The sequence below is a fragment of the Neolewinella maritima genome (assembly GCF_923081025.1).
In the GTDB taxonomy this organism is placed as follows: domain Bacteria; phylum Bacteroidota; class Bacteroidia; order Chitinophagales; family Saprospiraceae; genus Neolewinella; species Neolewinella maritima.
Window position 1 is genome coordinate 1,473,813 of the sequence record NZ_CAKLPZ010000001.1, and the last position, 23,880, is coordinate 1,497,692.

Annotated in this window: 21 protein-coding genes; 14 read left to right on the top strand and 7 right to left on the bottom strand. The window is 57.7% G+C overall.

Annotation, left to right across the window (positions count from 1 at the left end; genetic code table 11):
* Positions 1-26 precede the first annotated feature (26 nt).
* The 7 genes from MJQ68_RS06070 to MJQ68_RS06100 form a co-directional block, all read right to left on the bottom strand.
* Positions 27-563 carry a YlmC/YmxH family sporulation protein gene (locus MJQ68_RS06070; protein WP_238750135.1) on the bottom strand — a complete coding sequence of 179 codons (537 nt, stop codon included), beginning with the start codon at positions 561-563 and terminating at the stop codon, positions 27-29.
* A 41-nt stretch (positions 564-604) separates the two neighbouring features.
* Positions 605-1,246, bottom strand: a complete 642-nt coding sequence (locus MJQ68_RS06075) for a hypothetical protein (RefSeq protein WP_238750136.1) — start codon at positions 1,244-1,246, stop codon at positions 605-607.
* A gap of 84 nt (positions 1,247-1,330) precedes the next feature.
* On the bottom strand, positions 1,331-2,176 hold the full coding sequence (locus MJQ68_RS06080) for a YsnF/AvaK domain-containing protein (protein ID WP_238750137.1): 846 nt from the start codon (positions 2,174-2,176) through the stop codon (positions 1,331-1,333).
* Between the two features lie 47 nt (positions 2,177-2,223).
* Entirely contained in the window at positions 2,224-2,673 is a 450-nt protein-coding gene (locus MJQ68_RS06085; protein WP_264758995.1) for a YsnF/AvaK domain-containing protein, read from the bottom strand.
* A gap of 120 nt (positions 2,674-2,793) precedes the next feature.
* Positions 2,794-6,069 (bottom strand): TonB-dependent receptor, encoded by a 3,276-nt coding sequence (locus tag MJQ68_RS06090; RefSeq protein ID WP_238750139.1) that lies wholly within the window; start codon positions 6,067-6,069, stop codon positions 2,794-2,796.
* Between the two features lie 143 nt (positions 6,070-6,212).
* Positions 6,213-6,947: a DUF4197 domain-containing protein gene (locus tag MJQ68_RS06095; RefSeq protein WP_238750140.1), complete on the bottom strand. Its 735-nt coding sequence runs from the start codon at positions 6,945-6,947 to the stop codon at positions 6,213-6,215.
* Between the two features lie 57 nt (positions 6,948-7,004).
* Complete coding sequence (locus MJQ68_RS06100) at positions 7,005-8,069, bottom strand: saccharopine dehydrogenase family protein (protein ID WP_238750141.1); 1,065 nt, start codon at positions 8,067-8,069, stop codon at positions 7,005-7,007.
* 336 nt (positions 8,070-8,405) lie between these two features.
* Between MJQ68_RS06100 and MJQ68_RS06105 the strand changes: the two genes are divergently transcribed.
* The 14 genes from MJQ68_RS06105 (at position 8,406) to atpA (ending at position 23,860) form a co-directional block, all read left to right on the top strand.
* On the top strand, positions 8,406-9,851 hold the full coding sequence (locus MJQ68_RS06105) for an anthranilate synthase component I family protein (protein WP_238750142.1): 1,446 nt from the start codon (positions 8,406-8,408) through the stop codon (positions 9,849-9,851).
* Positions 9,852-9,910: 59 nt separating this feature from the next.
* Positions 9,911-10,507: an anthranilate synthase component II gene (locus MJQ68_RS06110; RefSeq protein ID WP_238750143.1), complete on the top strand. Its 597-nt coding sequence runs from the start codon at positions 9,911-9,913 to the stop codon at positions 10,505-10,507.
* Positions 10,504-11,700, top strand: a complete 1,197-nt coding sequence (gene trpB, locus MJQ68_RS06115) for a tryptophan synthase subunit beta (RefSeq protein WP_238750144.1) — start codon at positions 10,504-10,506, stop codon at positions 11,698-11,700. The genes MJQ68_RS06110 and trpB overlap by 4 nt, the downstream gene beginning before the upstream one ends.
* A 70-nt stretch (positions 11,701-11,770) precedes the next feature.
* Positions 11,771-12,559, top strand: coding sequence for a tryptophan synthase subunit alpha (gene trpA, locus MJQ68_RS06120; RefSeq protein WP_238750145.1), 789 nt, complete (start codon positions 11,771-11,773; stop codon positions 12,557-12,559).
* A gap of 9 nt (positions 12,560-12,568) precedes the next feature.
* Positions 12,569-13,444, top strand: coding sequence for a tRNA (adenosine(37)-N6)-dimethylallyltransferase MiaA (gene miaA, locus MJQ68_RS06125; RefSeq protein WP_238750146.1), 876 nt, complete (start codon positions 12,569-12,571; stop codon positions 13,442-13,444).
* Between the two features lie 224 nt (positions 13,445-13,668).
* Positions 13,669-15,012 carry a PQQ-dependent sugar dehydrogenase gene (locus MJQ68_RS06130; RefSeq protein ID WP_238750147.1) on the top strand — a complete coding sequence of 448 codons (1,344 nt, stop codon included), beginning with the start codon at positions 13,669-13,671 and terminating at the stop codon, positions 15,010-15,012.
* Between the two features lie 114 nt (positions 15,013-15,126).
* Positions 15,127-16,494 carry a PQQ-dependent sugar dehydrogenase gene (locus tag MJQ68_RS06135; RefSeq protein ID WP_238750148.1) on the top strand — a complete coding sequence of 456 codons (1,368 nt, stop codon included), beginning with the start codon at positions 15,127-15,129 and terminating at the stop codon, positions 16,492-16,494.
* 65 nt (positions 16,495-16,559) lie between these two features.
* On the top strand, positions 16,560-18,020 hold the full coding sequence (locus MJQ68_RS06140; RefSeq protein WP_238750149.1) for a PQQ-dependent sugar dehydrogenase: 1,461 nt from the start codon (positions 16,560-16,562) through the stop codon (positions 18,018-18,020).
* 81 nt (positions 18,021-18,101) lie between these two features.
* The gene (locus MJQ68_RS06145; RefSeq protein WP_238750150.1) at positions 18,102-19,307 is read left to right on the top strand and encodes a saccharopine dehydrogenase family protein; all 1,206 of its coding nucleotides are present in this window, start codon (positions 18,102-18,104) and stop codon (positions 19,305-19,307) included.
* A 120-nt stretch (positions 19,308-19,427) separates the two neighbouring features.
* A complete protein-coding gene (atpB, locus tag MJQ68_RS06150) occupies positions 19,428-20,774 on the top strand; it encodes a F0F1 ATP synthase subunit A (RefSeq protein ID WP_238750151.1) in 1,347 nt (448 codons plus the stop codon).
* Positions 20,775-20,814: 40 nt separating this feature from the next.
* The gene (atpE, locus tag MJQ68_RS06155; protein WP_116105365.1) at positions 20,815-21,015 is read left to right on the top strand and encodes an ATP synthase F0 subunit C; all 201 of its coding nucleotides are present in this window, start codon (positions 20,815-20,817) and stop codon (positions 21,013-21,015) included.
* Positions 21,016-21,173: 158 nt separating this feature from the next.
* On the top strand, positions 21,174-21,686 hold the full coding sequence (gene atpF / locus MJQ68_RS06160; protein WP_238750152.1) for a F0F1 ATP synthase subunit B: 513 nt from the start codon (positions 21,174-21,176) through the stop codon (positions 21,684-21,686).
* 7 nt (positions 21,687-21,693) lie between these two features.
* Complete coding sequence (atpH, locus tag MJQ68_RS06165) at positions 21,694-22,263, top strand: ATP synthase F1 subunit delta (protein WP_238750153.1); 570 nt, start codon at positions 21,694-21,696, stop codon at positions 22,261-22,263.
* A 10-nt stretch (positions 22,264-22,273) separates the two neighbouring features.
* Complete coding sequence (gene atpA / locus MJQ68_RS06170) at positions 22,274-23,860, top strand: F0F1 ATP synthase subunit alpha (protein WP_238750154.1); 1,587 nt, start codon at positions 22,274-22,276, stop codon at positions 23,858-23,860.
* The last annotated feature ends 20 nt before the right edge of the window (positions 23,861-23,880 follow it).

Sequence of the window (23,880 nt, forward strand, 5' to 3'; positions counted from 1 at the left end):
TGGGTAGGTATTGCCGGAGGGTAAACTTACCGGGGCATCTTGGTGGTATAAAAGCCACTGGTGTAGAAGTCATCGTCCAGGGTATTGGCGTTGCGGAACTCATTGGTAGAGAACCGGCTGCGATCGTAGCTGCTACCGTACTCGTGGAAGTCTGCCAGGTAATCGTTGGTGTCGATCTCGTACCGGGTGGTGTAGCCCTTGTCCTTACGGAAGCGTGGGTAGTCGACCAGGTGATCGAAGGTCAGCCCCAGTAGGGTCGCCGTGTTGGATGAGGCATTCAGGTGCACCAGCCCGACGGGAATGAGCGCGTGACGGTCTTCTTCGGTGTAGCGGTCTCCGGTGTGCCGCTTGATGACATCATCGTCGATCTCTACCTCGACGTAGCGGACCAAATTGGCGGAAGTATCAGCGAGTAGGCCTTCTACCTCTCCGATGGTCTCATCAGAGCTCAGCTTGACGCTGTAGCCGCGTGGGTCTACGTCGTCGTGGTGGACTTTGTAGCCGGATAGATCCTCGAGGAACTTCAGCCGGGTGTTTTCGGTGTCATTAATAATAGTACTCATAATGGATAATTTTTTAGTTGCAAAAAGAGGGGAGGGGATGCTTATGATCCCATCATGCTCAGTACTTCCCGGGCCTGGCCGAAGAAGGAGCGAACGTTCTCTTTTTGATTGAGTGTGAGTGACTCGGCGGTCATTGCCTGCGCCTCAGAGCGGAGGTTGCTGATCGCGTCGCTGGTAGCGTTACCATTGACTCGGTCGACATCTTCAAAGATCTCTACGATGAGCATGCTGGCCATCTTGATCTTGTCGGCGTGGTCGCCGGCCATGGGGTCGCGGGTGATCTCGTCGGCCAGTTTCTTTGCGCGGCTGACTTTGCTGTCGACGTTAGCCTCATCGGCTACTCCTTCCGCAATTGCAAGAGCGGCAGCGGCATTAGCCAGTTGAGTAATGGCCTGGTGGCTGAACTCATGATCAAGACCCATCTCACCTTCCATATTGGCGGTGGTGGCCATGAAGGCTTCTTTGGCGGTCATGAACTCTGCATAGTCCGCTTCGTCCACTTCAGCAGCAACGGGTGCTACGGTGTCGTCTTCTTCGATTACCTCTTCGGTAAGTACTTCATCCGATTCCTCGAATGCTTCAGCGACTCCCCAGATGATAAGTCCTAGTAGGAGTAAGCCAATAATCCAGGGCCAGATTGATCCGCCGCTGGCTTTCTTTTCTTCGATGCGTATTTGTGCCATAACAGTGTATGATTATATGATATAAAATGCCGGCAGCCTAGCCCGCTAAGACCAGGCTGCCGGCGATTGATGCGAACGAGGAGCTTAGACTAGGTCGTCGTTACGCTTGGTGTTGGTGCGGGTGGTGCCATCTGCATTACGCAGTTTGTCGCCGGCATCCTTCACGATGTCTACCTCGGTTTCCCGGGCGGTTTCACGCACGGTCTCGGTGCGGGTATCTACATCCTTCTTGATGTTGATCTCCTCCACTACGCGGGCGGTCTTGGATACAACGGCTTCCTCGGCGGTCTCCTTCATGGAGATCGTCTTGTCGCGGAAGTCTGCTGCGTCGGCTGGACGGTCTACGGGGGTACGTGTTACGGTTACGTGCTCGGTGCGGAGGCGGATAGCTTCTTCTACCGGACGCTCGATAATGTGGCTGCGCACGGTGACGCCACCAGTCTGTACTTCACGCTTGCCGATGGCTACGTCTTCCTTGACGACTTCGATCATCCCGTCGGTATCGACGTTGCCGAAGCGTTCGTTCAGGCGCGACCGGTTGGTGTCAGCGTTGAAGCTTTTATTTTCGTACTGCTTGTAGCGATCGTCCATATCGATGGCACCGAAACGATCCAGGATAGAGGCTGCCTTTTTGGCTTTTTCCATGCCGTTGGTGTGTACGGTGACTACCGTGCCGCGGCTGGCTACTTCACGGCCGACCTTGCGGCGGCGCTCGTAGTCGTCATCATCGTCGCCGAAGATGTTTTCGAAGAACCGCTCGATGGCGTTGTCGTCATCGTCGTGCTTCCGGTCCGTTGCGCGGTTGCCGTGGCTGCCGTACTTGGAAACGTCGATGTCACTGCTGGTGAAGCCTTGCTTGGTGAGGGCCTCCTTGGCGCTGTTGGCTTGTGCCATGGTGTCAAATACGCCGATAACTGTCTGGTTATTCATTACTAATGCTAAATTTATTGGTTAAGTGATAAGAATATGCTCACTACCTATTCGGGTAGTGGAGCGGTTGTGTTTGTGGTGGGGGGGGAGCGGCTTACTACGGCTTGTTCCGTGTGTAGCTCCACCCGCTCGGTGTGTTCTTCGGAGCGGGTCTCCTGAATGAGGTGTATCTCTTCTACAAGTACCAGTCGCTTAGTGATGACCTCCTCTTCCCGTACTACGGGTACAATCAGGTTCTTGCCCTCGTAGCGTGGCTGCGGCATAGTGTCAACTACCTGATTGATGGGTACCCGGGTCTCGCGATATGCGGTATGAATGGTAGTAAGGGGTACGTCAACCGTTTCGGTCTGCACTGTTTTATGCACATTAACTTCCCCGGTGACTACCTCACGCGTGGTGACTGACAACTGCTCTTTGATTACCGATATAGTGCTTTCGTCCACGACTTCTGTGGTCTTATTCGCTTGTTCGGGAAATTGCTTTGTGTGATCCGCCATCGTCTATTGTATGTCAAGCGTCCCATACTTTGTTCGGAAAATGCACAAAAAAGCCCCCAATCACTCGGTGTGACTGGGGGCTTTGCGCTCAATAGGCGGACCTACCGTATGATAGGGAACCTACCGGAAGATGTAGCGCACACCTACCTGCATGGTATAGCGGCTGCTCCGTAGTCCACTGTCATCGAGGTTGTCGTTGAAGATCGTGCCGGGCGATCCGCCTTCGAGGATCTCATTGGGTACGGTGTAGGTAGGCACGCCATCCTCACTAACGTCCTCCAGGTTAAGCAGTGAGTAGGTACCGAAGCCGAGATTATTCAACTTACCCCAGTTCGCGTTCAGCAGGTTATTGAGGTTGAAGATGTCCAGGGACAGCTGAAGGATATTGGTCTTACCATTTGCCATCTCGACCTTGAAGTCCTGCAGCACACGCGCGTCGAAGATCACCTTGAAGGGACCCCAGGCGCCGTTGCGCTCCGCGTAGCCACCACGGTTCTCGCTCAAGTAGTTGTCGGCCTCAATAAACTCATTAAGTGCATCGTACTGGCGTCCGGCGCTAACTCCGTCTCTGTTCTCTACCAGATTAATATCGTCTGCCGATGCGGGGATGTATACGACCTCATTGAAATCGAATCCGAAATCGTTAACCAGATCACGGTTACGCGCACCGATCACGTAAGTGTAGGGTTGTGCCTGATCGCCATTCATGAAAATAGCGAAGGTGGTCTTGGTATACTTCGTATCGATGGCGTAAGACGCCGAGCTGAAGATCCGGTGACCTGCGGCGAAGGCGGAGCGCTGCACCGGACCCTCGTTGTTTCGTCCTTCTGGATTGTAGTATCCCCGCCACTGCGAGGAGTTCTGACTGGAGGTACCGTCGAAAAGACTGTAGGAATCACCGTAGGAGTAGCCCAGGGTACCGATGAAGCCATTGGTAAAGGGCTTCTGTAGTACGGCGGAGAAGTTCCAGCTGTAACCCTTGTCCGTGTTGCTGCCGAGGTAGATACCAGTGTAGGTGCGGTCGATCGCGCCGGGATTGGTGTAGTACACCCGGTCGTCTGGCGAGCCGGTCAGCCGCTTCTGGTTGCTGGGATCGAGGTTCAGGCTCTGGTAGCGTACGTAGTTGTTGAACTTCGTGTACAGACCTTCCAGGGTCAGGTTGATATCACCGGGCAGTTTATAGTCTACCGCAAGGTTGATCTTGGTCGTCTGTGGAAGCTTGAAGTTCTCCGCAAACAGGTCGATCTGTCCGGATGGATCGGGGTCGGCTACGTTGATATCACCAGGCTCCTGGGAGTTGATGTCAGGGTTGAACACGACTTCATCCCGCAGACGTACACCACCGATATTGAATCCGTAGTTGTTGTACGCACCACCTACCCAAACGAGTGGGGCCCGGCTGGTGAAGATGCCGATACCGCCGCGCAGCTGCAGGGTACGGTTGCCCAACACATCGTAGTTAAAGCCTAGACGTGGGCTAAAGAGGATGCTGGAGCTGATACCCTGACCGGTGCGCGCACCTTCGAGGTCATAACCGGCCGCTTCGAGGGCTGGAATGGTCTCGTTATTGAACTGTGCATTGATGGGTACATCGTTGGGGTACAGCGAGACGTCTGCCCGAATGCCGCCGGTAAGCCGCAGCGCATCCGTGACCTGCCACTCATCCTGAATGTAGAAACCGAGTAGACTCTGCTTGAGGGTAGCAATGGCTTCGCTATCATCTCCCGTGACGTTGTCGACCTGGCTGAAGCTGCGGTCGAACTGACTGGAGGGCAGGCCGAGGAGGAACTGGTCCAGACCGGTCGTGTCGCCGATACCATTGTACTGGTAGGAGCCGAAGTTTTCGCGCACGAACAGGTTGCCGGCCTTGAAGAATTCCAGGTTGGCACCGATCAGGATATTGTGACGTCCCTTGTAGATGCTGAAGTCGTTCTTGACGGTGAGAACGTCCTGGTTCAGGAGGTTGGCCGTACTGAAACGATCGGCACCGAACTCAAAGCCTGCGCCGTTGTCACCGTCGTTGATGCGTACGGTGGGAAAGTCGGGACCGAAGGGGTCACGATCGTCCCGTACGATGGTCAGACCTACCGTCAGATTGTTCGAGGTATTGTTGTTGAAGATCGAGTTCAGTTCCAGTGCCGAGCTGTTGGTGTTGGAGATGAAGAACTCCGATCCGTTGATGAAGTCTAGGTTGCGCGCGTTGGATCCCCGCGCTTCCAGGTTCTCCGCACTTACGTAAGAGTGGCGTACGCTGAGCTTGTGTACGTCGCTCAGGTTGAAGTCGAGCTTAGCCAGGATCTTGTCGCTATTCAGGTAGGCCGTGTTGTTGTCGAAGCTTCCCAGGTCGTAATTGTAGTTGCTCTGCACGAAATTGCGTAGGCGGTCTACGTCGGCGGAGGTAGATTCACCCTCGTAGTTGCCGAAGCTGAAGGGCTGTGGGGTTTCGTCACGTTGAAGTTCGGCGTTGACGAAGAAGAATACTTTGTCCTTGATAAGGGGACCGCCCAGACGAGCTCCGTACGTTTTAGCCGAAAATTCTGAGATAGGATCGAAATCGTACCGATCGTTGTTTGTGTATTCTTGGTTACGCGTCAGGCTTTCGTTACGCAAGAAATAGTACGCACTGCCTTCAAAGTCGTTGGTACCGGAGCGCGTCACAGCGCTGATCGAACCTCCAGCAAAACCACTCTGCCGTACATCGAAGGGAGCAACCGATACGGTGAACTGCTCTACAGCATCGATAGAGATGGGAGAGACACCCGTCTGGCCACCGTTGGTACCGGAACCGGAAAGTCCGAACGCATCGTTGTTTACCGCGCCGTCGATGTAGATCGAGTTGAAGCGGTTGTTCTGGCCGGCGATCGAGATGGCAAAGCCGTCGCCTTCGGTAATCTTCGCCAGGGGGTTGAGGCGCGCGAAGTCGGCAATATTCCGGTTCACGGTAGGCAGGGCCTCGATCTGCTCTTCGCTGATCGTAGTTTCCTGACCGGTACGTCCACCGTCGAAGACACTGGAACGGTTCGCGATCACGGTCACCTCACCCAGGTTTACCGAGCTTTCACCCAGTGCACGGCTGAAGTTGAGGGCCTGACCGAGCTGTAGCTGCTTGCCTTCCTCGATGAGGGGGTCGAAACCGATATAGGTTACCGACAGCGTGTAGGGACCGCCTACGCGCAGACCCGGAAGACGGAAAAAGCCGTCCTCATCGGTAACGTTGCCGTAGGTTGTACCGGAGGGAGTGTGCACCGCCTGGACGGTAGCACCGATCAGGGGTTCGCCGTTCGTGCCATCAGTGATCTGACCAAAGATCGAAGAGGTCGTAACCCCCTGGCCCACCAGCCCCAGGGGCAGCAGCAGTACCAGCAGTACCGTAAAGCATGAAGTGAAAAATCGCATCAAGGAAGGATTTAGTTGATTAGGTTCCGGAGCAGTGACTCCTAAGTTGCCGCAAAGGTCCGAAGTGTCGGCCACCTTCATGTTAACTCAGTGTTAACCTTTTCTAGTCCTTCCTCCCCGCACCCGCGTACGCGCCCGTGTCCTTACTTGTCCTGACGGGCAAATACGGTGCGCAGCAGCTCCGTATTCCGCAGCGCGGGCTGTTCACGCAATTCCGTTTCCTTGACCTCGATCAGGCCGAACATTCCTTCCAGTGCGCGCTGGGTCACGTAAGTATCCAGTTCCGGCTCCGTTTTTTGCACAAACGGGATCTTGTTGTAGGCCGCAACGACCTTGGCCCATATTTCGTTGGCGTTCACCTCGTCGAGGGCTGCCCGAATCACCGGTTGGAATTCACCGGTCAGGGCCGAAGACGTGTTAGACTCCAGGTAACGGGTCGCTGCATCCTGCTCACCCATCAGCAGGTTCATCGCATCCTTAAAGGTGAGCCCCTTGATGGCGCTGACGAAGATGGGGGTAGCCTTCTTAGCCGCCGTCTCGGCCGCCCGGTTGATGCGGAAGGTAAGGTCCTGCTCGACGTTGCCGAAACCGGGCAGGGCACTGACCCTGCTCACGATAGCCTGCGCCTCCTCCGGTAGCAGGATCTTGTATGGACTCATCAGGTAGCCGTCTTGAGCGGATAGCGAAGTGACGGCCTTGCCCACTCCCTGGTCCAGTGCTTCTTTGAGGGCGCTGCCGACCTCCTCATCACTCAACGGGTTCTCCCCACTGAGGATACCGGAAGCCTTATCCGCTAATTTGCCGAGCTTACCGAGTTGGGCCGTGGCGGGAAGGGAAAGACAGGCGAGAGCGATAAATAGCAGTAGGATGCGGCGCATAAGGGCAGGTATTTGTGTAAGAACACCTATGGACGGCCGAAGATTACTACCGAATCGTTAAGAAGTGACGAGGTATTCCCGCGTGACGCCCTCTACTTCCATGATGAGGTCGGCGCCGTAGAGTCCGGCGGGCGTCTGGTAGCCCGGCTTCACTTCCCCGGCCAGTACGCGCTTTACGATGATGAGAGCCGTGATGGCGGTGAGCGTGTAGCCCTCCGGCGTCCGCAGTCGCGCGGCAACGGTCTTGCCCCCGGCATCCTTCACCTCGCCATACACGTAGCTCTCGGCCTTTTCGCGCTGGGTATCATCCGGACCGGCCGGCCGGGCCTCAATCTTCTTGCGCAGGTAGTTTTTGACTACGCCCAATCGCAGCAGGGGACCGAGGTAGTTGCTGCGCTGCATCGTCTTGATCTGCGCCGGTGGCACGGCGAAGTAAGTACTGATATTGGGGATACCGGTCGTGAAGAAGGCCGTAAACACATCACCCCACGGTATGGTCACCGCCTGCAGGGAGGCCTGCTCCGTAAACGGAAAGCTCCGCGTAGCGTAAGCCGCCTTCACCGGCTTGATCTTACCGTGCTCCCGGATGGCTCCTCCCGATCCTAATCCGCCCAGCATCGTCTTGGCCGTGCCGTGGCTCAGCATACCGCCTTTCCACGCGAAGGCCAAGATCAGTTCGGTCGCCTGCGGCAGTTTCTCTTTGAGGTAAGCGGCCATACAGTCCGTAGGTACTACGTCGAAGCCTACGCCCGACATCAGCATCACCCCCGCAGCTTCCGCCTCCTTCGCCCGTCGGGCGCCCATAGCGAACACCGGTATCTCCCCCGTGATATCCAGATAGTGAGTGCCCGTTGCCAGGCACACCTGCTGCATCGCATCGGCGGTATCGATGAAGGGGCCGGCGGCGTGTAGTACCACCTTCTGATGCTGCAGTAGATCGGTCAACTCCGTCGTATTGCGCAGGTCTACCGCCCGGTAGGGGTAGCCGAACTCGTGGTGTAATTGCTCCAGCTTCTCGGCGTTGCGACCGCTCAGCAGGGGGGTGAGTCCGTAGTCGGCACACATGCGTACGATCAGGCGTCCGGTATAGCCGTAGGCGCCGTAGAGTAGAAAGTCGGTCATGGCAGGGGGTTAAGGGGAGAGGGAGGTAGGGGGAGAAGGAGTTAAGGGGTGAAGGGGTTAAGGCGGACTGTTGGAGGTGGTAAGCGTAGGGCGGGGGCGCGGGTGCGGTGGTTGGTGTGAGGGGGAGAGGGAGGTGGAGGCACGCAAGGTGTAAAAACTTTGGCACTCCGGATGTTGTGCCTATCTTTGGGGCATGCAGAAGCAAATGCTTGTTTGGTGGCCCGTACGTACTCATTCCTGAGCACCTAAGGTCCTGCACGTAATATAAAAGGCCCGTCGGATGCTCCGGCGGGCCTTTTTCCGTCCCGTCGGGTACCGAATAAACTCTTTAGCCCCTTGTCTACCTCCGCTACCGTTGCTCCTCCTTCGACTACCGCCCTACGGGTGGTCACCCGCCGCCTGACGGCCGATCAGCTCACCCCCGTGTCGCTGTACCTCTCCCTGCGCGACCGCTTTACCGATCCGGTGCTCCTGGAATCTAACGAGACGCGGCACAACGAACACTACTTCAGTATCATCGGCCTGGATACGCTGGCCTACTACCGGGTGGATGAACAGACCATCAGCCGCGGCAGGATAGGGCAGGAGACCACTACACTGCCGGTCACGGACACCGATACGGTGAGCAAGGACCTATCGGCCTATCTGCAGTCTTTCGACATCGACTACGGGCAGACCACCCCGCTCGTGCGGCAGTTCAACGGCCTGATCGGCCACACCAACTTCGAGGGGGTGGGGTACTTCGACTCACTGCGCTTTTCCAATCCTTCGCACCTGCGGTCCCCCGCCCTGAGGTACCACCTGTACCGCTTCGTGCTCGTGTTCCATCATTACCGCGACGAGCTGCTGCTACTGGAGAACCTGCCGGTGGGGGAGGAGAGTCGGCTTGATGAGGTAGAGCAAGCGATCCGCGCCGGGGGCACCGTGCATCCCTTCGATACGGAGGGGGAGGAGCGGAGTAACCTGACCGATGCGCAATACCGCGACCTCGTCAGCAAGGGCAAGCACCACTGCCAGGTGGGTGACGTATTTCAGATCGTGCTGAGCCGGCAGTTTCGGCAGGATTTTACGGGCGATGAGTTTCAGGTGTACCGGGCGCTGCGGAGTATCAATCCCTCGCCCTACCTGTTCTACTTCGACTACGGCGACTACCGGATCATGGGTAGCAGTCCGGAGAGCCAGATGGTGATCCGCGACGGACTGGCGCGGCTAAACCCCATTGCCGGCACCTACCGCCGCAGTGGCGATGCGGAGCGCGACCGCCTGGCCACCGAGCAGCTACTGGCCGACCCAAAGGAGAATGCCGAGCACGTCATGTTGGTGGACCTGGCCCGCAACGACCTGAGTCGGCATACCCGCGACGTAACCGTGCGTAGCCTAAGGGAAGTGCACTACTACAGCCACGTGATCCACCTGGTGAGTACGGTAGACGGCAAGCTGGAGCGGCAGGATGAAGCCGTGCGCATCTTTGGCGACACTTTTCCGGCCGGTACACTGAGCGGTGCGCCGAAGTACCGGGCCATCCAACTCATCGACAAGTACGAGAATCAGCAGCGAGGATTTTACGGTGGGGCCATCGGCTTTATCGACTTCGATGGGGGGATGAACCAGGCGATCCTGATACGCTCCTTCTTTAGTCAGGACAATACGCTGTACTACCAGGCCGGCGCCGGTGTGGTGGCGGCCAGCGACGAAGAGAGCGAGCTGCAGGAAGTGTACCACAAGCTGGGGGCGCTAACTAAGGCACTGACCAAGGCGGAGGGACTGGCGGCTAGCTTTTAGGTTCAACCCCGAATAATACAGTTTAAAGGCACGGATTTTATTGGTTTTAATTGCTACGTATGAAAGTGCTAATTCTTGACAACTACGATTCGTTCACCTACAACCTGGTCCACTATATGGAGGAGGAGCTGGGCGAACGCGTCGACGTATACCGTAATGACCAAATCTCGCTCGATGAGGTGGGGGCCTATGATTTGATTGTCTTGAGTCCGGGACCGGGACTGCCGGCCGAGGCGGGTATCATGCCGGGGCTCATCCAGCGCTATAAGGAAGACAAGGTAATCTTTGGTGTATGCCTGGGGCATCAGGCGATCGGGGAGGCCTTCGGAGCTAAGCTACACAACCTGGACCAGGTGCACCACGGCATTGAAACCGACATGCAACGCATCCAAACGGACGATGTCTTGTTTGCAGACGTACCGGACAGTTTTCGCGCCGGTCGTTACCACAGCTGGGTCATCGATCCGGCTACGCTACCGGCAGAGCTGGAGGTCACGGCCACTGACGAGGCCGGCGGCATCATGGCGCTGCGTCACCGGGAGTTCCCGATCTTTGGGGTACAGTTTCATCCCGAAAGCATCATGACCGAGCACGGCCGGCTCATGATCCATAATCTACTCACCTACGTAAAGGCACGCACTGCCACCCCCGCATGAAACATATCGATATCGACGCCCGCGGCTACTACGGTCGCTTCGGAGGAGCCTACATCCCCGAAATGCTGCACGGTAACGTAGAGCAACTACGCCGTAGCTACCGCGAAATGACCGCCGACCCCAAGTTCCGGGAGGAGTTCGACCTGCTGCTAAAGGATTACGTAGGTCGGCCCAGCCCCCTGTACTACGCCGAGCGGCTCAGCAAGCACTACGGTACCCAGGTGTACCTGAAGCGCGAAGACCTCAACCACACCGGGGCGCACAAGATCAATAACACTATCGGTCAGATCCTACTGGCCGAGCGACTCGGGAAGAAGCGCATCATCGCCGAGACGGGTGCCGGTCAGCACGGCGTAGCTACGGCTACCGTCTGTGCCCTCAAGGGCCTGCAGTGCATCGTCTATATGGGTGAGGTCGACATTGCACGCCAGGCTCCCAACGTAGCCCGCATGAAGATGCTAGGTGCCGAGGTACGCCCGGCCCTCAGCGGTAGCCGTACGCTTAAGGATGCGACCAACGAAGCGATCCGCGACTGGATCAATAATCCCGAGGACACCCACTACATCATCGGCTCGGTCGTAGGACCGCACCCATACCCCGATATGGTGGCCCGTTTTCAGTCAGTGATCAGCGAGGAGACCAAGTGGCAGCTACAGGAAAAGATCGGTAGAGACTACCCCGATGCGGTCGTCGCCTGCGTGGGTGGCGGAAGCAATGCCGCCGGAGCGTTCTACCACTACCTGAACGATGAGCGGGTCCGCCTGGTAGCCGTCGAAGCCGCCGGCCTGGGGGTTGATAGCGGGGAGTCCGCCGCGACCAGTCAGCTCGGTACCGAAGGCATCATCCACGGTAGCCGCACCCTGCTCATGCAGACCGAAGACGGACAGATCGTAGAGCCTTACAGCATTTCGGCCGGACTCGATTACCCCGGTATTGGTCCGCTCCACGCCTTCCTGATCGATAGCAATCGTGCCGAAGCCATCAGCGTCACGGACGCTGATGCCCTGGCCGCCGCCCTCTTCGTAGCCCGACAGGAGGGCATCATCCCTGCCCTGGAAACCGCCCATGCCTTTGCCGCGCTCGACCAGATGGAATATAGTGCGGATGATGTGATCGTTGTTTGTCTGAGTGGGAGAGGAGATAAGGACCTGGCTGCCTTCTCCTCTTACCTCGATAGTGAACCGCTCAAGTAAGCAGGAACAGTACGCTGATTCCCCAACCTACATCCACTCAGCGTACAACGCCTCGACCTAATTCATTGCCATGAACCGCCTTTCTAAGCTCTTCGCCGATAAGCCCCGCGACGTACTCAACGTCTACTTTACCGCCGGCTATCCCGCCCTGGATAGTACCGTGCCGGTCATCACTGCCCTGGCCGAATCCGGAGCCGACCTGATCGAGATCGGTATGCCCTACTCCGACCCCATGGCCGACGGCGAGACCATCCAGCGGAGCAGCATGCAGGCGCTTTCCAACGGCATGACCCTAAAGCTGCTGTTCGAGCAGATCGCCGAAGCACGGCGGCACACCGAGGTGCCCCTGGTACTGATGGGCTACTACAATCAGCTGATGCAGTACGGTCCCGACCGCTTCGTAGACAAGGCCGCCGAGGCAGGCGTAGACGGCCTGATCCTACCCGACCTGCCGGCCTATGAGTACCAGCGTGATTTCCGCGACATCGCCGAGCGCGCCGGTCTGGAGATCAGCTTCCTGGTCACTCCCCAGACTACCGACGAGCGCATCCGCGAGATCGCGGCGACTAGCACCGGCTTCATGTACGTGGTGTCCAGCAGCAGCATCACCGGGGGCAGTGCACAGATCAGTGACCGGCAGCGGGCCTACTTCGACCGCATCGCCGCACTCGGATTAGATAACCCAAAACTTATCGGCTTCGGGATCAGCGACGCCCGGACCTTCCGCACGGCCTGTGAGTACTTCAATGGGGCCATCATTGGCAGCGCATTCATCCGCGCACTCCACGGGCAGGACGAGCGGGTAGCGGAGGCGACCCGGGAGTTCGTGCACGGAATTCTTGCCCCGGTCACGGCCTGAGCGGATCGGATGAAGCACCTCATCGTCATTGGCGGTCCTACGGCCAGCGGCAAGACAGCGCTGGCCATTCAGCTGGCCCAGCATTACGGCACGGAGATCATCAGTGCCGACAGCCGGCAGTTCTACCGGGAGTTGTGCATTGGAAATGCTCGTCCATCGGAGGAAGAGCTTGACGCCGCTCCCCACCACTTTATTGCGGACCGTAGCGTGACTGCTCCCTTATCGGCCGGCGCGTTTGCTGACGAAGCCCTGGTACGGCTGGCTGATCTGCATGCACGCCACGATGTGGTCATCGCGGTAGGTGGAAGTGGGCTTTACCTGCGGGCATTGTGTGAGGGGCTCGATGAGTTCCCCCCCGTCACGCCAGAGGCTACGCTAGCCGTAGCGGCGCTGGAAGAACGCGAGGGCCTGCCGGGCTTACAGCGCGCCGTGGAACAGGTCGATCCGGTGTACTATGCTACCGTTGATCGACAGAACGGACGACGCCTACAGCGTGCGTTGCGGGTAAGTTATTCCGCTGACCGTCCCTACAGCAGCTTTCTGGGTCAGCGTGTGGAGCGCCCCTTCATATCTCACTGCTTCATGCCCCGGATAGATCGTACGCTGCTTTACCGTCATATCGAAGGGCGCGTGCGCAGGATGCTAGAGAATGGACTGGAGGCCGAAGCGCGGAAATTGTACCCGCTACGCGATCTCCGTCCGATGCAGACCGTCGGGTACCAGGAATGGTGGCCCTATATAGTGGGTGAAGGGACTATCGGGGAGGTGCAGATGTTGATCGAGCGGAATAGTCGCCGATACGCCAAGCGGCAGTTGACCTGGTTCCGGGAGTATCAGTCCGTAGATGATTTGTCCGAGATAGTAAAAAGCGTACGAAATATCTGAGTTTCCGCATACCCCATGGGCAATTCTTGCGTTTCCGAGTATGATACAGGTTCTTTTGAACCGCATATTCGATCACGGTATCTCGCCAGAATGGCGGATACACATCTTGTTGTGGCATGCAATCAACGTTGACGCTTTGTGCACTCCTGTGTACTCTAGCCCTCACGGCTCAGCCGGAGGTCCAGTTCACCGCACTAGATTCCACCTTCGCTAAACCTCTCGGGTTGGTATCTCGTGGTGATGGTAGTAACCATATTTATATAATCGAAAAGGACGGCGGGATACACCGGTACGATACCGAGACCCACGAAAAGACAGCCTTCCTCAATCTGGCTGAGCGTCTCACTACGGTCGGGGAGGGAGGCTTAGTAGGTGGCGCGTTTCACCCCAATGTGGACAGTAACACCTTCTTTATCATGTACACCGTGCCGGGAAGCGGACCGCTGCAGCCCAGTACCCTTGAACTGAGTCGATTTACACTAGACAAGGACGGCCTGGCCGACCCGACAACTGAGCGCTTAATACTGACGATCCCCAAGCCGGGCCAGAGTCAGAGCGGTGGTGGAATGGCGTTTGGCCCGGACGGCTACCTGTACGTCGGTATCGGTGACGGGGGAGGACGTTATGACCAGTTCGAGAACGCACAGAACCCGCAGTCGCTGATGGGCAAAATCATCCGCATTGATGTCGATGAATCGACTGATGAGCGCAACTACGGCATTCCTACCACCAACCCATTCGCGGGCAGCACGGATACGCTCGGTGAGATCTGGTCCCTCGGGGTGCGCAATCCTTTCCACATCGCCTTCGACGATAAAACGGGTGACCTATGGATCGGCGATAAGGCGAACACCTACTGGCAGGAGATCAATTACCAGGCTGCCGGCAACACCGGCGGGCAGAATTACGGCTGGAACTGTATGGAAGGATTCGAAGAATCGACCCCTTCCTCCCTGCGCTTCTGTGGCAGTGACCTGACTGCCTACGATGCACCCCGGTTGGTGTACGGTCGGGATGGTAACCAAGACCTAAAGGGCGGCTCCGTCACGGGTGGTGAGGTCTACTACGGTCCGGACACCTCCCTACACGGATTGTACATATTCGGTGACTTTTTTTCGCAGCGGCTGTTCATTTACGATCCAAGCAGCACCGGCGAGGATTCGGTGCGGGTCATTCTGGACGTGCCGTTCTATAATCTGACCACGTTTGGCATAGACAATCAGGGCGCGCTGTACGCCACCGATTACGCCGGTAGCGTGTACCGCATCGGCGCGCCTGGTGCCACCGTCGAGGAGCCTACCAGTACACGGCATGCGGCTCCGTTAGCCTTGACCACCTATCCCAACCCCGTACAGGATCGGTTGACCATCAGCCGACCGGCGGAAATGACCGGTCGGGCCACCGCTTCGATCACGGATCTCCACGGGCGCCGGGTGTACCAGAGCGCTGAATCCTTTACGGCAGCACCGACCATTGATCTGTCCTTACCCGCACTACCCGCAGGGGTCTACGTGCTAGTGGTACGCACTGCGGACCGTGCAGCATCCACCCGCCTGATCGTAGAATAAGCCCTAACCACCACTCTGCCTTTCTTCGTTATGAATATTTGTAGGCTCGCACTATTTCTAGTCTTATCCTGGAGCTGCTCGGTACGGGCACAACCGAAGCTCAAACTGATAGAGTTGGATACTGAATTCGACCAGCCGGTTGATATGACCAAGGCACAGGACGGAACGGACGATATCTACATCACCGAGCGATTGGGAAAAGTGTACCGCTATTCACGAGGTGATGAAAAAACTCGACTAGTGCTCGACCTCACCTCTATCGTGGAATCCAAGACGCTCGGCGGACTGCTCGGACTGGACTTTCACCCGCAGTTTCCGGATAGCAGCTACTTCTACGTCAACTACACCGCCGAGCCCACCCGACCGGGTATTGCCCTCGTTTCGCGGATCAGCCGGTTTACGATGGGGGAGAACGACGTGGCCGATCTAGATAGCGAATACACTATTCTGCAGCTCGACCAGCCCGGGCAGTACCACAACCTGGGCGATGTGGCCTTCGGACCGGATGGCTACCTATACGTTCCCAGCGGTGACGGTTCGCTCGAAAACGACGAGTACCGAGCGGCGCAAGATCCCATGTCGCGGCTGGGTAAGCTACTGCGGATCGACGTAGACGTACCGGGTGATTCCCTCAACTACAGTATCCCAACGGACAACCCCTACTACGGTAGTACGGATACCTTACAGGCTATTTGGTCCATGGGGCTTCGCAATCCCCGGCAACTATCCTTCGATCGCAAGACTGAAGATCTATGGATCGGTGACATCGGAGCCCTGAATTACCAGGAGATGAACTACCAGGCCGCGGGCAACCGGGGCGGTCAGAACTACGGCTGGAGCTGTACGGAGGGCTTTCAGCTATACCCCGATCGCGACCGCGCATCGTGTGAAATTCCCAGGGCATACGATCCGCCGCGTTTCGCCTATCCGGTCAGTGGAAATGATGGAGTCAACGGGGCATTCATCGTAGGGGGGTACGTCTATCGCGGACCGGTCAAGGAACTCGATGGCTACTTCTTCTTCGGTGACTTCCTGGGCAGCAGCCTGTACGTGTACGATACGGAACGCTCGGACAATCCCGTATGGAACGTGACGCCGGACGAACCGGTGAGTAACATCTCGTGCTTTGGCGAAAGCAACGACGGGTCGATGTTCGTAGCCAGCTACAACGGTAAGATATTCCGCATTGAAGTGGAGGACAGTATCAGCACCGGTCGCGTGGGCCTATCTGCTCCCGCCCGCCTCAGCCTATTCCCCAATCCGGCTCACACCGAGGTGCAGTTTGAGCTGCCGCCCGGTGGAATGGGTACGTCGCTGATCCAACTGCTATCGGGCACCGGCAGGGAGCTAGCGCGCTGGATCGAGCAGGCCGGGTCGCAACAAAGCCTCCGTCTTTCACTCCCCGACGTTCCGACTGGCTTGTATACACTACAGGTGACTACCGAGGGACGTGTTGCTGCCGGGCGATTGATCATCCAGTAAGCCGCGGTCCTGCCTCGGGCAAACTAAGCGTGGCCAAAAGAAGTTGATGGGGTAAAGCACCCTTTATGCTCCAGTACCTATCGGCAGGTGTCTTCTGCCTGCTCACGTGTACGCTAAGCGCACAACCCACCGTGCGACTATTGCCCCTGGCTGAACAGTTCAACGCGCCGACCGATATCGTAGCGGACCCACGTACGGATGGACAGCTCTACATCGTAGAGAAGGAAGGTAGGGTGCAGGCGCTGGATACTATCGGTGGAACCAAGACGCTCTGGCTGGACCTTTCGGAGTCGGTAGATGATCGCAGCGAGGGCGGGCTGCTGGGTATGGCCTTTCATCCCGAGCCGGATAGTGCATACGTGTATGTCAACTACACCCAGCCATCGCAGCTGAGTCGCCACCTCGTTACTACTGTAGCACGCTTCTCCCTGGGAGTGGATGGCAGCCCAAATCCGGCAAGCCAACAAATACTACTTGCCATTGAGCAGCCCGCTACCAACCATAACGCCGGTGATCTGGCCTTCGGGCCGGATGGCTACCTATATATTCCAACCGGAGATGGTGGCGGTGGAGGAGATCCCTTTGACAACGGGCAGGATCCCAGTTCGCTACTCGGCAAGATCCTGCGGGTCGACGTAGATAAGCAAGGTGTGGATCCTACTACGTCGGAGCCGCGCAAGTATGCCGTGCCAACGGACAATCCCTTTGTAGGCTCCGAGGACACCCTGGCCGAAATCTGGTCGCTCGGCCTGCGCAACCCCTGGCGCATTTCATTCGACCGGCAGACCGGCGATCTGTGGATCGGCGACGTAGGACAAAATGAGCGCGAGGAGGTAGACTTCCAGGCGGCCGGCTCCACGGGTGGACAGAACTACGGTTGGAACTGCCGGGAGGGCTTCAGCACCTACAGCGGATCCACCGATCGCTACTGTGGAGATACTGAGAAGACGTTTAACGCCCCTGAATTAGACTACCCGCACCGGGGCAACGATGGAGTAAACGGAGCCAGCATAACCGGTGGCTTCGTGTACCGGGGTCCGGCTGCTAACCTACAGGGCTACTACATCTTTGCCGATTTTGCCGCACCACGCCTCTTTTTCTACCGGGCCGACCTGGCCGAGGAAGACCGGCTCACCGTACGCAGCGACCTGCCCCTGCAGAGTACGTCTACCTTTGGGGAAGGACGGGACGGCAAACTGTTCGTAGCCCACTTCCGCAGTGGCACCATCTACCTGATCACCGGCGACGGCACTACGCCGACTACTGCACCGGCCCGGACCACCACGCTAGCCGTATACCCAAACCCGGCACGCGAACACCTGCGGATCGACGTGCCGACGGACTTTACCGACCGCCTCCGTGTAGTGTTGTACGCCGCAGATGGACGAGAAGTCATGAGCCAGCTATACCCCGCCGGTAGTCAGCAGATCGAACTATCACTACCCAACCTGGTGCCGGGTGCATACACCATCGAGCTGACAGCCGGTAAGCGCAGGGGCACGGCACGTCTGACGGTCCAGCACTAAGAGTACTCCGAAGGCATCTTTGTCCACAAACCGCGCACCTGCGGCCCCGCCCCGGTGTTGGGGGGGACAAAAGCAAGAAGTATGTCGCGAGTAATGATCATTGGCGCCGGAGGTGTCGGACGGGTAGTAGCCTATAAGTGTGCAGAGTACCCGGAGGTGTTTTCGGAGTTTATGATCGCCAGTCGCACGCAGCGCAAGTGCAACGAAATTGCCGCCGACATCAAAACCGACCTGGGCTACGACAAGATCACTACGGCCAGCGTAGACGCCGAGGACGTGCCCGCCCTGACGCAGTTGATCCGGGATTACGATCCGTTCATGGTGATCCATGTGGCGTTGCCGTACCAGGACCTCACCATTATGGATGCCTGTCTGGAGGCCGGCGTGCACTACCTGGACACCGCCAACTACGAGCCCAAGGAGGAAGCGAAGTTTGAGTACAGCCACCAGTGGGCCTACCAGGAGAAGTTCAAGGCAGCGGGGCTGACCGCTATTCTGGGCTGTGGATTCGACCCCGGCGTGACGAGCATCTTCACGGCGCGGGCGGCCAGCCACTTCTTCGACGAAATGCACTACCTGGACATCGTCGATGCCAACGCCGGTGACCACGGTAAGGCGTTTGCGACCAACTTCAATCCGGAGATCAACATCCGCGAGATCACCCAGCCGGGGAAATACTACGAGAACGGAGAATGGGTAGAAATACCCGCCTTCAGTATCCGCAAGGACCTCACCTATCCGGACATCGGACCCAAGCCAAGCTATGTGCTGTACCACGAGGAACTGGAGAGTCTGGTCAAGCACTTTCCCACCCTCAAGCGGGCCCGCTTCTGGATGACCTTTGGGGAGGAGTACCTGACCCACCTCCGCGTGATCCAGAACATCGGCATGGCCAGTATCGAACCGGTCATGCATCACGGCGTGGAGATCATTCCCCTCGAGTTCCTCAAGACCGTACTGCCCGATCCGGGTGGGCTGGGGGAGGGCTACAGCGGTCAGACCAGCATTGGCTGTCGCATCCATGGTATCAAGGATGGTAAGGAGCAGACCTACTACATCTGGAACAACTGCCAGCACGAGCAGGCCTATAAGGAAACCCGCGCCCAGGGCGTGAGCTACACCACGGGTGTACCGGCCATGACCGGAGCCATGATGCTCATTCAGGGCAAGTGGGAAGGCCACGGTGTATTCAATGTAGAGCAGTTCAACTCCGACCCTTTCCTGGAGGTGCTGGGCAAGCACGGACTAGAGTGGCACGAGAAGGTGGGCGCTGAGCTGGAACTATAGAACCACAGAACTACCTCCCCCCAATCCTCTTTCCAAAAAACAAACCCGCCCCTTACCAACCTTAGCTTGGTGTTTGCTACCTTTGCGGCTCATTTCAGGGACTGTAAATCTTCCCCCCGTATGACGCTCCGCGCCCGCTTCCTGTTTCTTTGTGTGTTTTGCCTCAGTATCGGTCTTGCCGGTCAGGAGCCTCAGGATCACGGCACGACCGGAGATTACGGCGGTGAGGGGGACATGACCGAGGTGCATATGAGCTGTGACGGCCATGCGGCCGAGTACGATCCGGCCGGCGTCATCCTGCACCACATTGCGGATGCCAACGAGTTTCATCTCTTCGGGGATTTTACGATTCCCCTACCCGTCATCCTCTACGCACCCGACCACGGCTTTACCGTTGGCTTCAGCAACATGTTCCACCACGGACAGGAGGCGGTAGACGGCTACGTCATGAACCACGGCCGGATCAACCGCATCTCCGGCGCGCCGGATGAGCTGCTGGAAGGTCACCACCATGTAGAGTGTATCCGCCACGAGGTCTTCACCTCGGAGGAAGGAAAGACTGCCGATATCTACTCCGCCCGGATCGACGGCGAGGAGTACCTGTTGGATGCACCCTCTGTGGGCGATGGCGGACTGCTCGGTGGCGGTATCACCAGCTTTTACGACTTCAGTATCACCAAGAACGTGTTCACGATGCTGCTCTCTGCCTTCTTACTGATTCTGCTGTGGGGAGCCGTAGCGGCGAAGTACAAGAAGAACGAGGGTCGTGCCCCTAGTGGCATTCAGAGCCTGATGGAACCCTTCTTCGTGTTTCTGCGCGATGAGATCTCCATTCCCATGATCGGCGAAAAGCACTACGAGCGCTTCCAGCCCTTCATCATGACGATCTTCTTCTTTGTGCTGTTCTGCAATCTGTTCGGCCTTATCCCGATCTTTCCTGGAAGCTCCAACGTGACGGGCAATATCGGTGTGACGATGGCCCTGGCGGTCATCTCCGCAGTCGTAGCCTATGTACACGGCAACGCGCACTTCTGGAAGCACACCCTCTGGATGCCCGGTGTACCTACGGCGGTCAAGCCGTTGCTTACGGTAGTCGAAGTACTTGGTCTGGTGATCAAGCCCTTCTCGCTGATGGTGCGTCTGTTCGCCAACATCACGGCGGGCCACATTATCATCCTCAGCCTCATCAGCCTGATTTTCATCTTCGGTCAGAACGGAGAGAGCCTGGTGGGCGCGGGCGCGGGTGCGGTGGTAAGTATCGCCTTTACCATGTTCATGAACTGCATCGAGTTGCTGGTCGCCTTCGTGCAGGCCTTCATCTTTGCGATCCTGAGTGCGAGCTACATCGGGGCGGCCGTCGAAGACGCGCACCACCACGACGAGCTCGGCCACCACGGGGAAGAAAAAGTAGCCGAAGGCGGCGCGATGGGAGGTGCCGTGACCGGCATGCATACGCCCGCTAACTAAGAATATTAACAGCTTTTTTCATTCTTTAAATCCATTCAATATGGGAGCTCTTGGAGCAGGTATCGCCGCCCTCGGCGCTGGACTCGGAATCGGACTTATCGGTAGCAAAGCCACCGAAAGCATCGCCCGTCAGCCCGAAGCCGCTGCCGATATTCGTAGTGCCATGATCCTTACTGCCGCCTTCGTCGAGGGTGCCGCACTGTTCGCGATCATCGTGGGTCTGTTGGACAAGCTGCTCTAGTAGCGGCTTAGCTCCGGCTGAACCACCCCACCGACTGGCACCGAACTGCGCTTGGCAGCGGCGCCGGTCGAACCATCTTGTCAGCCGACCCCGGTACGCTCTTCGGAGTATACCGGGGCTCGACTGCCGAGTTTTTTAGCTTACTAACCCTTCTTCTCATGTCCACCCTGTTTTTAGTAGATTTCAACGTCCTCAAGCCTGACCTGGGCCTGATCTTCTGGACGCTCGTCATCTTCCTGCTACTGTACGCGATCCTGGCCAAGCTGGCCTGGGGTCCGATCCAGCGCGCCCTGTCAAAACGGGACAGCGAGATACAGTCCAGCCTGGACAAAGCCGCCGAGGCCCGCGCCGAAATGCAGGCGCAGTCGGATGAGAACCAACGCCTGCTCATCGAGACCCGTGAGGAGCGTACCCGTATCATCACCGAGGCCGAGCGCCAGAGCAAAGAGATGATTGCCGCCGCCCGCGATGAAGCCCGCGCTGCCGCCCAGAAGGTAGCCGCCGATGCCAAGCGCGATATCGACAATATGCGCAAAGCCGCTATGGTAGACCTCAAGAAGGAAGTAGGCACCATGGCGATCGAGATCGCCGAGAAGATCCTGCAGAAGGACCTCAAGAGCGACGCCAACCAGGAAGCCTTCGTGAAGGCGCTCGTAAGCGACCTAAACTAAGCACCTAATGACCAACCCCAGAGTAGCAGCCCGCTACGCCCAGTCGTTGATCGAACTGGCGCAGGAGCGCGGACAGCTCGAACGCATCAAGGCCGATGTAGACACCCTGCTGGCCATGGGCAAGAACCGCGAGTTCGCCCTTCTGCTCAGCAGTCCGGTCGTCAACCCCGCTAAGAAACAAGCCATTCTTACCCAACTGCTCGAAAAGGCCGACGCGGACCAGCTCACCAAGCTGTACGTGAAGCTACTCATCGATAAGGGCCGCGAAGTGGACATGCTCGGCATCCTGAAGGAATTTGACGCGCAGTACAAGACCATTCGGCACATCTCTACGGTGCGCCTGACCAGTGCTGCCCCCCTGACCGCCGACACCCTTGCAGCGGTGAAGCGGCAGCTGGTAGCCAGTGGCAAGACAGAAGATACTATCGATCTGGAGACGCAGATCGACCCCGAGCTGATCGGCGGTTTCATCCTGGAGTTTGACGGCCAGGTATACGATGCCAGCGTAGCCCATAAGCTCAGTAATATGCGCACCGAACTACGCAAACCCAACGTCTACGTAACTCAAATCGACTAAAAATAACCCCATGGCAGACGTTCAACCCGACGAAATCTCCGCAATCCTCAAGCGCCAGTTGTCTGGATTCGATACGGCCACCGAGCTGGAAGAGTACGGTACCGTACTTCAGGTAGGTGACGGTATCGCCCGTGTCTACGGCCTCAACAACGCGCAGGCGGGTGAACTGGTCACCTTCGAGACCGGCACCGAAGCCATCGTACTGAACCTGGAAGAAGACAACGTGGGTGTAGTACTCATGGGTAGTGCCTCCGGTATCCACGAAGGTAGCCGCGTGTCACGCACCGGCCGTATTGCCTCCATCCAGGTAGGTGAGGGCATGGTGGGCCGCGTAGTCAACTCCCTGGGTCAGCCCATCGATGGTAAAGGTGATATCACCGGTACGACCTACAACATGCCCCTGGAGCGCAAGGCCCCCGGTGTAATCTACCGCCAGCCGGTAAACGAACCCCTGCAGACCGGTGTAAAGGCGATCGACGCTATGATCCCCATCGGCCGTGGCCAGCGGGAACTCATCATCGGTGACCGCCAGACCGGTAAGTCAGCCATCGCCATCGACACCATCCTCAACCAGCGGGAATTCTACGACCGCGGAGAGCCCGTATACTGCATCTACGTAGCCTGCGGACAAAAGGCCTCCACCGTAGCCCAGGTCGCCAAGACCCTGGAAGAGAACGGCGCGATGGACTATTCCATCATCGTAGCTGCCTCGGCCTCTGAGCCCGCGCCGCTGCAGTTCTACGCACCCTTCGCCGGTGCGGCGATCGGGGAATACTTCCGCGATACTGGCCGTCCCGCACTGATCATCTACGATGATCTGTCGAAGCAGGCCGTAGCCTACCGCGAGGTATCGCTACTACTGCGTCGTCCTCCAGGACGTGAAGCCTACCCCGGTGACGTATTCTACCTCCACAGCCGCCTGCTGGAGCGCGCCGCCAAGGTGATCAACAACGACAAGATCGCGCAGAGCATGAACGACCTGCCCGTTTCGCTCAGCGAAGCCGGTATCGTAAAGGGGGGTGGTTCACTGACCGCCCTGCCCATCATCGAGACGCAGGCCGGTGACGTATCCGCCTATATCCCCACCAACGTGATCTCGATCACCGACGGTCAGATCTTCCTCGAATCGACGCTGTTCAATAACGGTATCCGTCCGGCCATCAACGTAGGGGTTTCCGTCTCCCGGGTAGGTGGTTCCGCCCAGATCAAGCCGATGAAGAAAGTATCCGGTACGCTGAAGCTCGACCAGGCGTCGTACCGCGAACTGGAAGCGTTCGCTAAGTTCGGCTCCGATCTTGATGCCTCCACCATGCGGATCCTCGAAAAGGGTAAGCGCAACGTAGAGATCCTCAAGCAGCCACAGTACAGCCCCGTATCGGTAGAGAAGCAAACCGCCATCATCTACCTCGGTACCAAGAACCTGATGCGCGACGTGCCCGTCGATCAGATCAAGGACTTCGAGAAGCTGTTCCTCGGTGAGCTAGGCCGCAAGAACCCGGAAGTACTGGAGAACTTCCGCGCTAAGAAGTTCCAGGACGAAGACCTCAAGAAGCTCGAAGTACTGGCTAGCGAATTGACCCCACAGTTTAAGAAGTAAGGAGTTAGGGGGCTAAGAGG

Coding starts and splice junctions, on each gene's coding strand:
- MJQ68_RS06070 (WP_238750135.1), bottom strand. CDS start 563: ATGAGTACTATTATTAATGACACCGAAAACACCCGGCTGAAGTTCCTC.
- MJQ68_RS06075 (WP_238750136.1), bottom strand. CDS start 1,246: ATGGCACAAATACGCATCGAAGAAAAGAAAGCCAGCGGCGGATCAATC.
- MJQ68_RS06080 (WP_238750137.1), bottom strand. CDS start 2,176: ATGAATAACCAGACAGTTATCGGCGTATTTGACACCATGGCACAAGCC.
- MJQ68_RS06085 (WP_264758995.1), bottom strand. CDS start 2,673: ATGGCGGATCACACAAAGCAATTTCCCGAACAAGCGAATAAGACCACA.
- MJQ68_RS06090 (WP_238750139.1), bottom strand. CDS start 6,069: ATGCGATTTTTCACTTCATGCTTTACGGTACTGCTGGTACTGCTGCTG.
- MJQ68_RS06095 (WP_238750140.1), bottom strand. CDS start 6,947: ATGCGCCGCATCCTACTGCTATTTATCGCTCTCGCCTGTCTTTCCCTT.
- MJQ68_RS06100 (WP_238750141.1), bottom strand. CDS start 8,069: ATGACCGACTTTCTACTCTACGGCGCCTACGGCTATACCGGACGCCTG.
- MJQ68_RS06110 (WP_238750143.1), top strand. CDS start 9,911: ATGAAAGTGCTAATTCTTGACAACTACGATTCGTTCACCTACAACCTG.
- trpB (WP_238750144.1), top strand. CDS start 10,504: ATGAAACATATCGATATCGACGCCCGCGGCTACTACGGTCGCTTCGGA.
- trpA (WP_238750145.1), top strand. CDS start 11,771: ATGAACCGCCTTTCTAAGCTCTTCGCCGATAAGCCCCGCGACGTACTC.
- miaA (WP_238750146.1), top strand. CDS start 12,569: ATGAAGCACCTCATCGTCATTGGCGGTCCTACGGCCAGCGGCAAGACA.
- MJQ68_RS06140 (WP_238750149.1), top strand. CDS start 16,560: ATGCTCCAGTACCTATCGGCAGGTGTCTTCTGCCTGCTCACGTGTACG.
- MJQ68_RS06145 (WP_238750150.1), top strand. CDS start 18,102: ATGTCGCGAGTAATGATCATTGGCGCCGGAGGTGTCGGACGGGTAGTA.
- atpB (WP_238750151.1), top strand. CDS start 19,428: ATGACGCTCCGCGCCCGCTTCCTGTTTCTTTGTGTGTTTTGCCTCAGT.
- atpE (WP_116105365.1), top strand. CDS start 20,815: ATGGGAGCTCTTGGAGCAGGTATCGCCGCCCTCGGCGCTGGACTCGGA.
- atpF (WP_238750152.1), top strand. CDS start 21,174: ATGTCCACCCTGTTTTTAGTAGATTTCAACGTCCTCAAGCCTGACCTG.
- atpH (WP_238750153.1), top strand. CDS start 21,694: ATGACCAACCCCAGAGTAGCAGCCCGCTACGCCCAGTCGTTGATCGAA.
- atpA (WP_238750154.1), top strand. CDS start 22,274: ATGGCAGACGTTCAACCCGACGAAATCTCCGCAATCCTCAAGCGCCAG.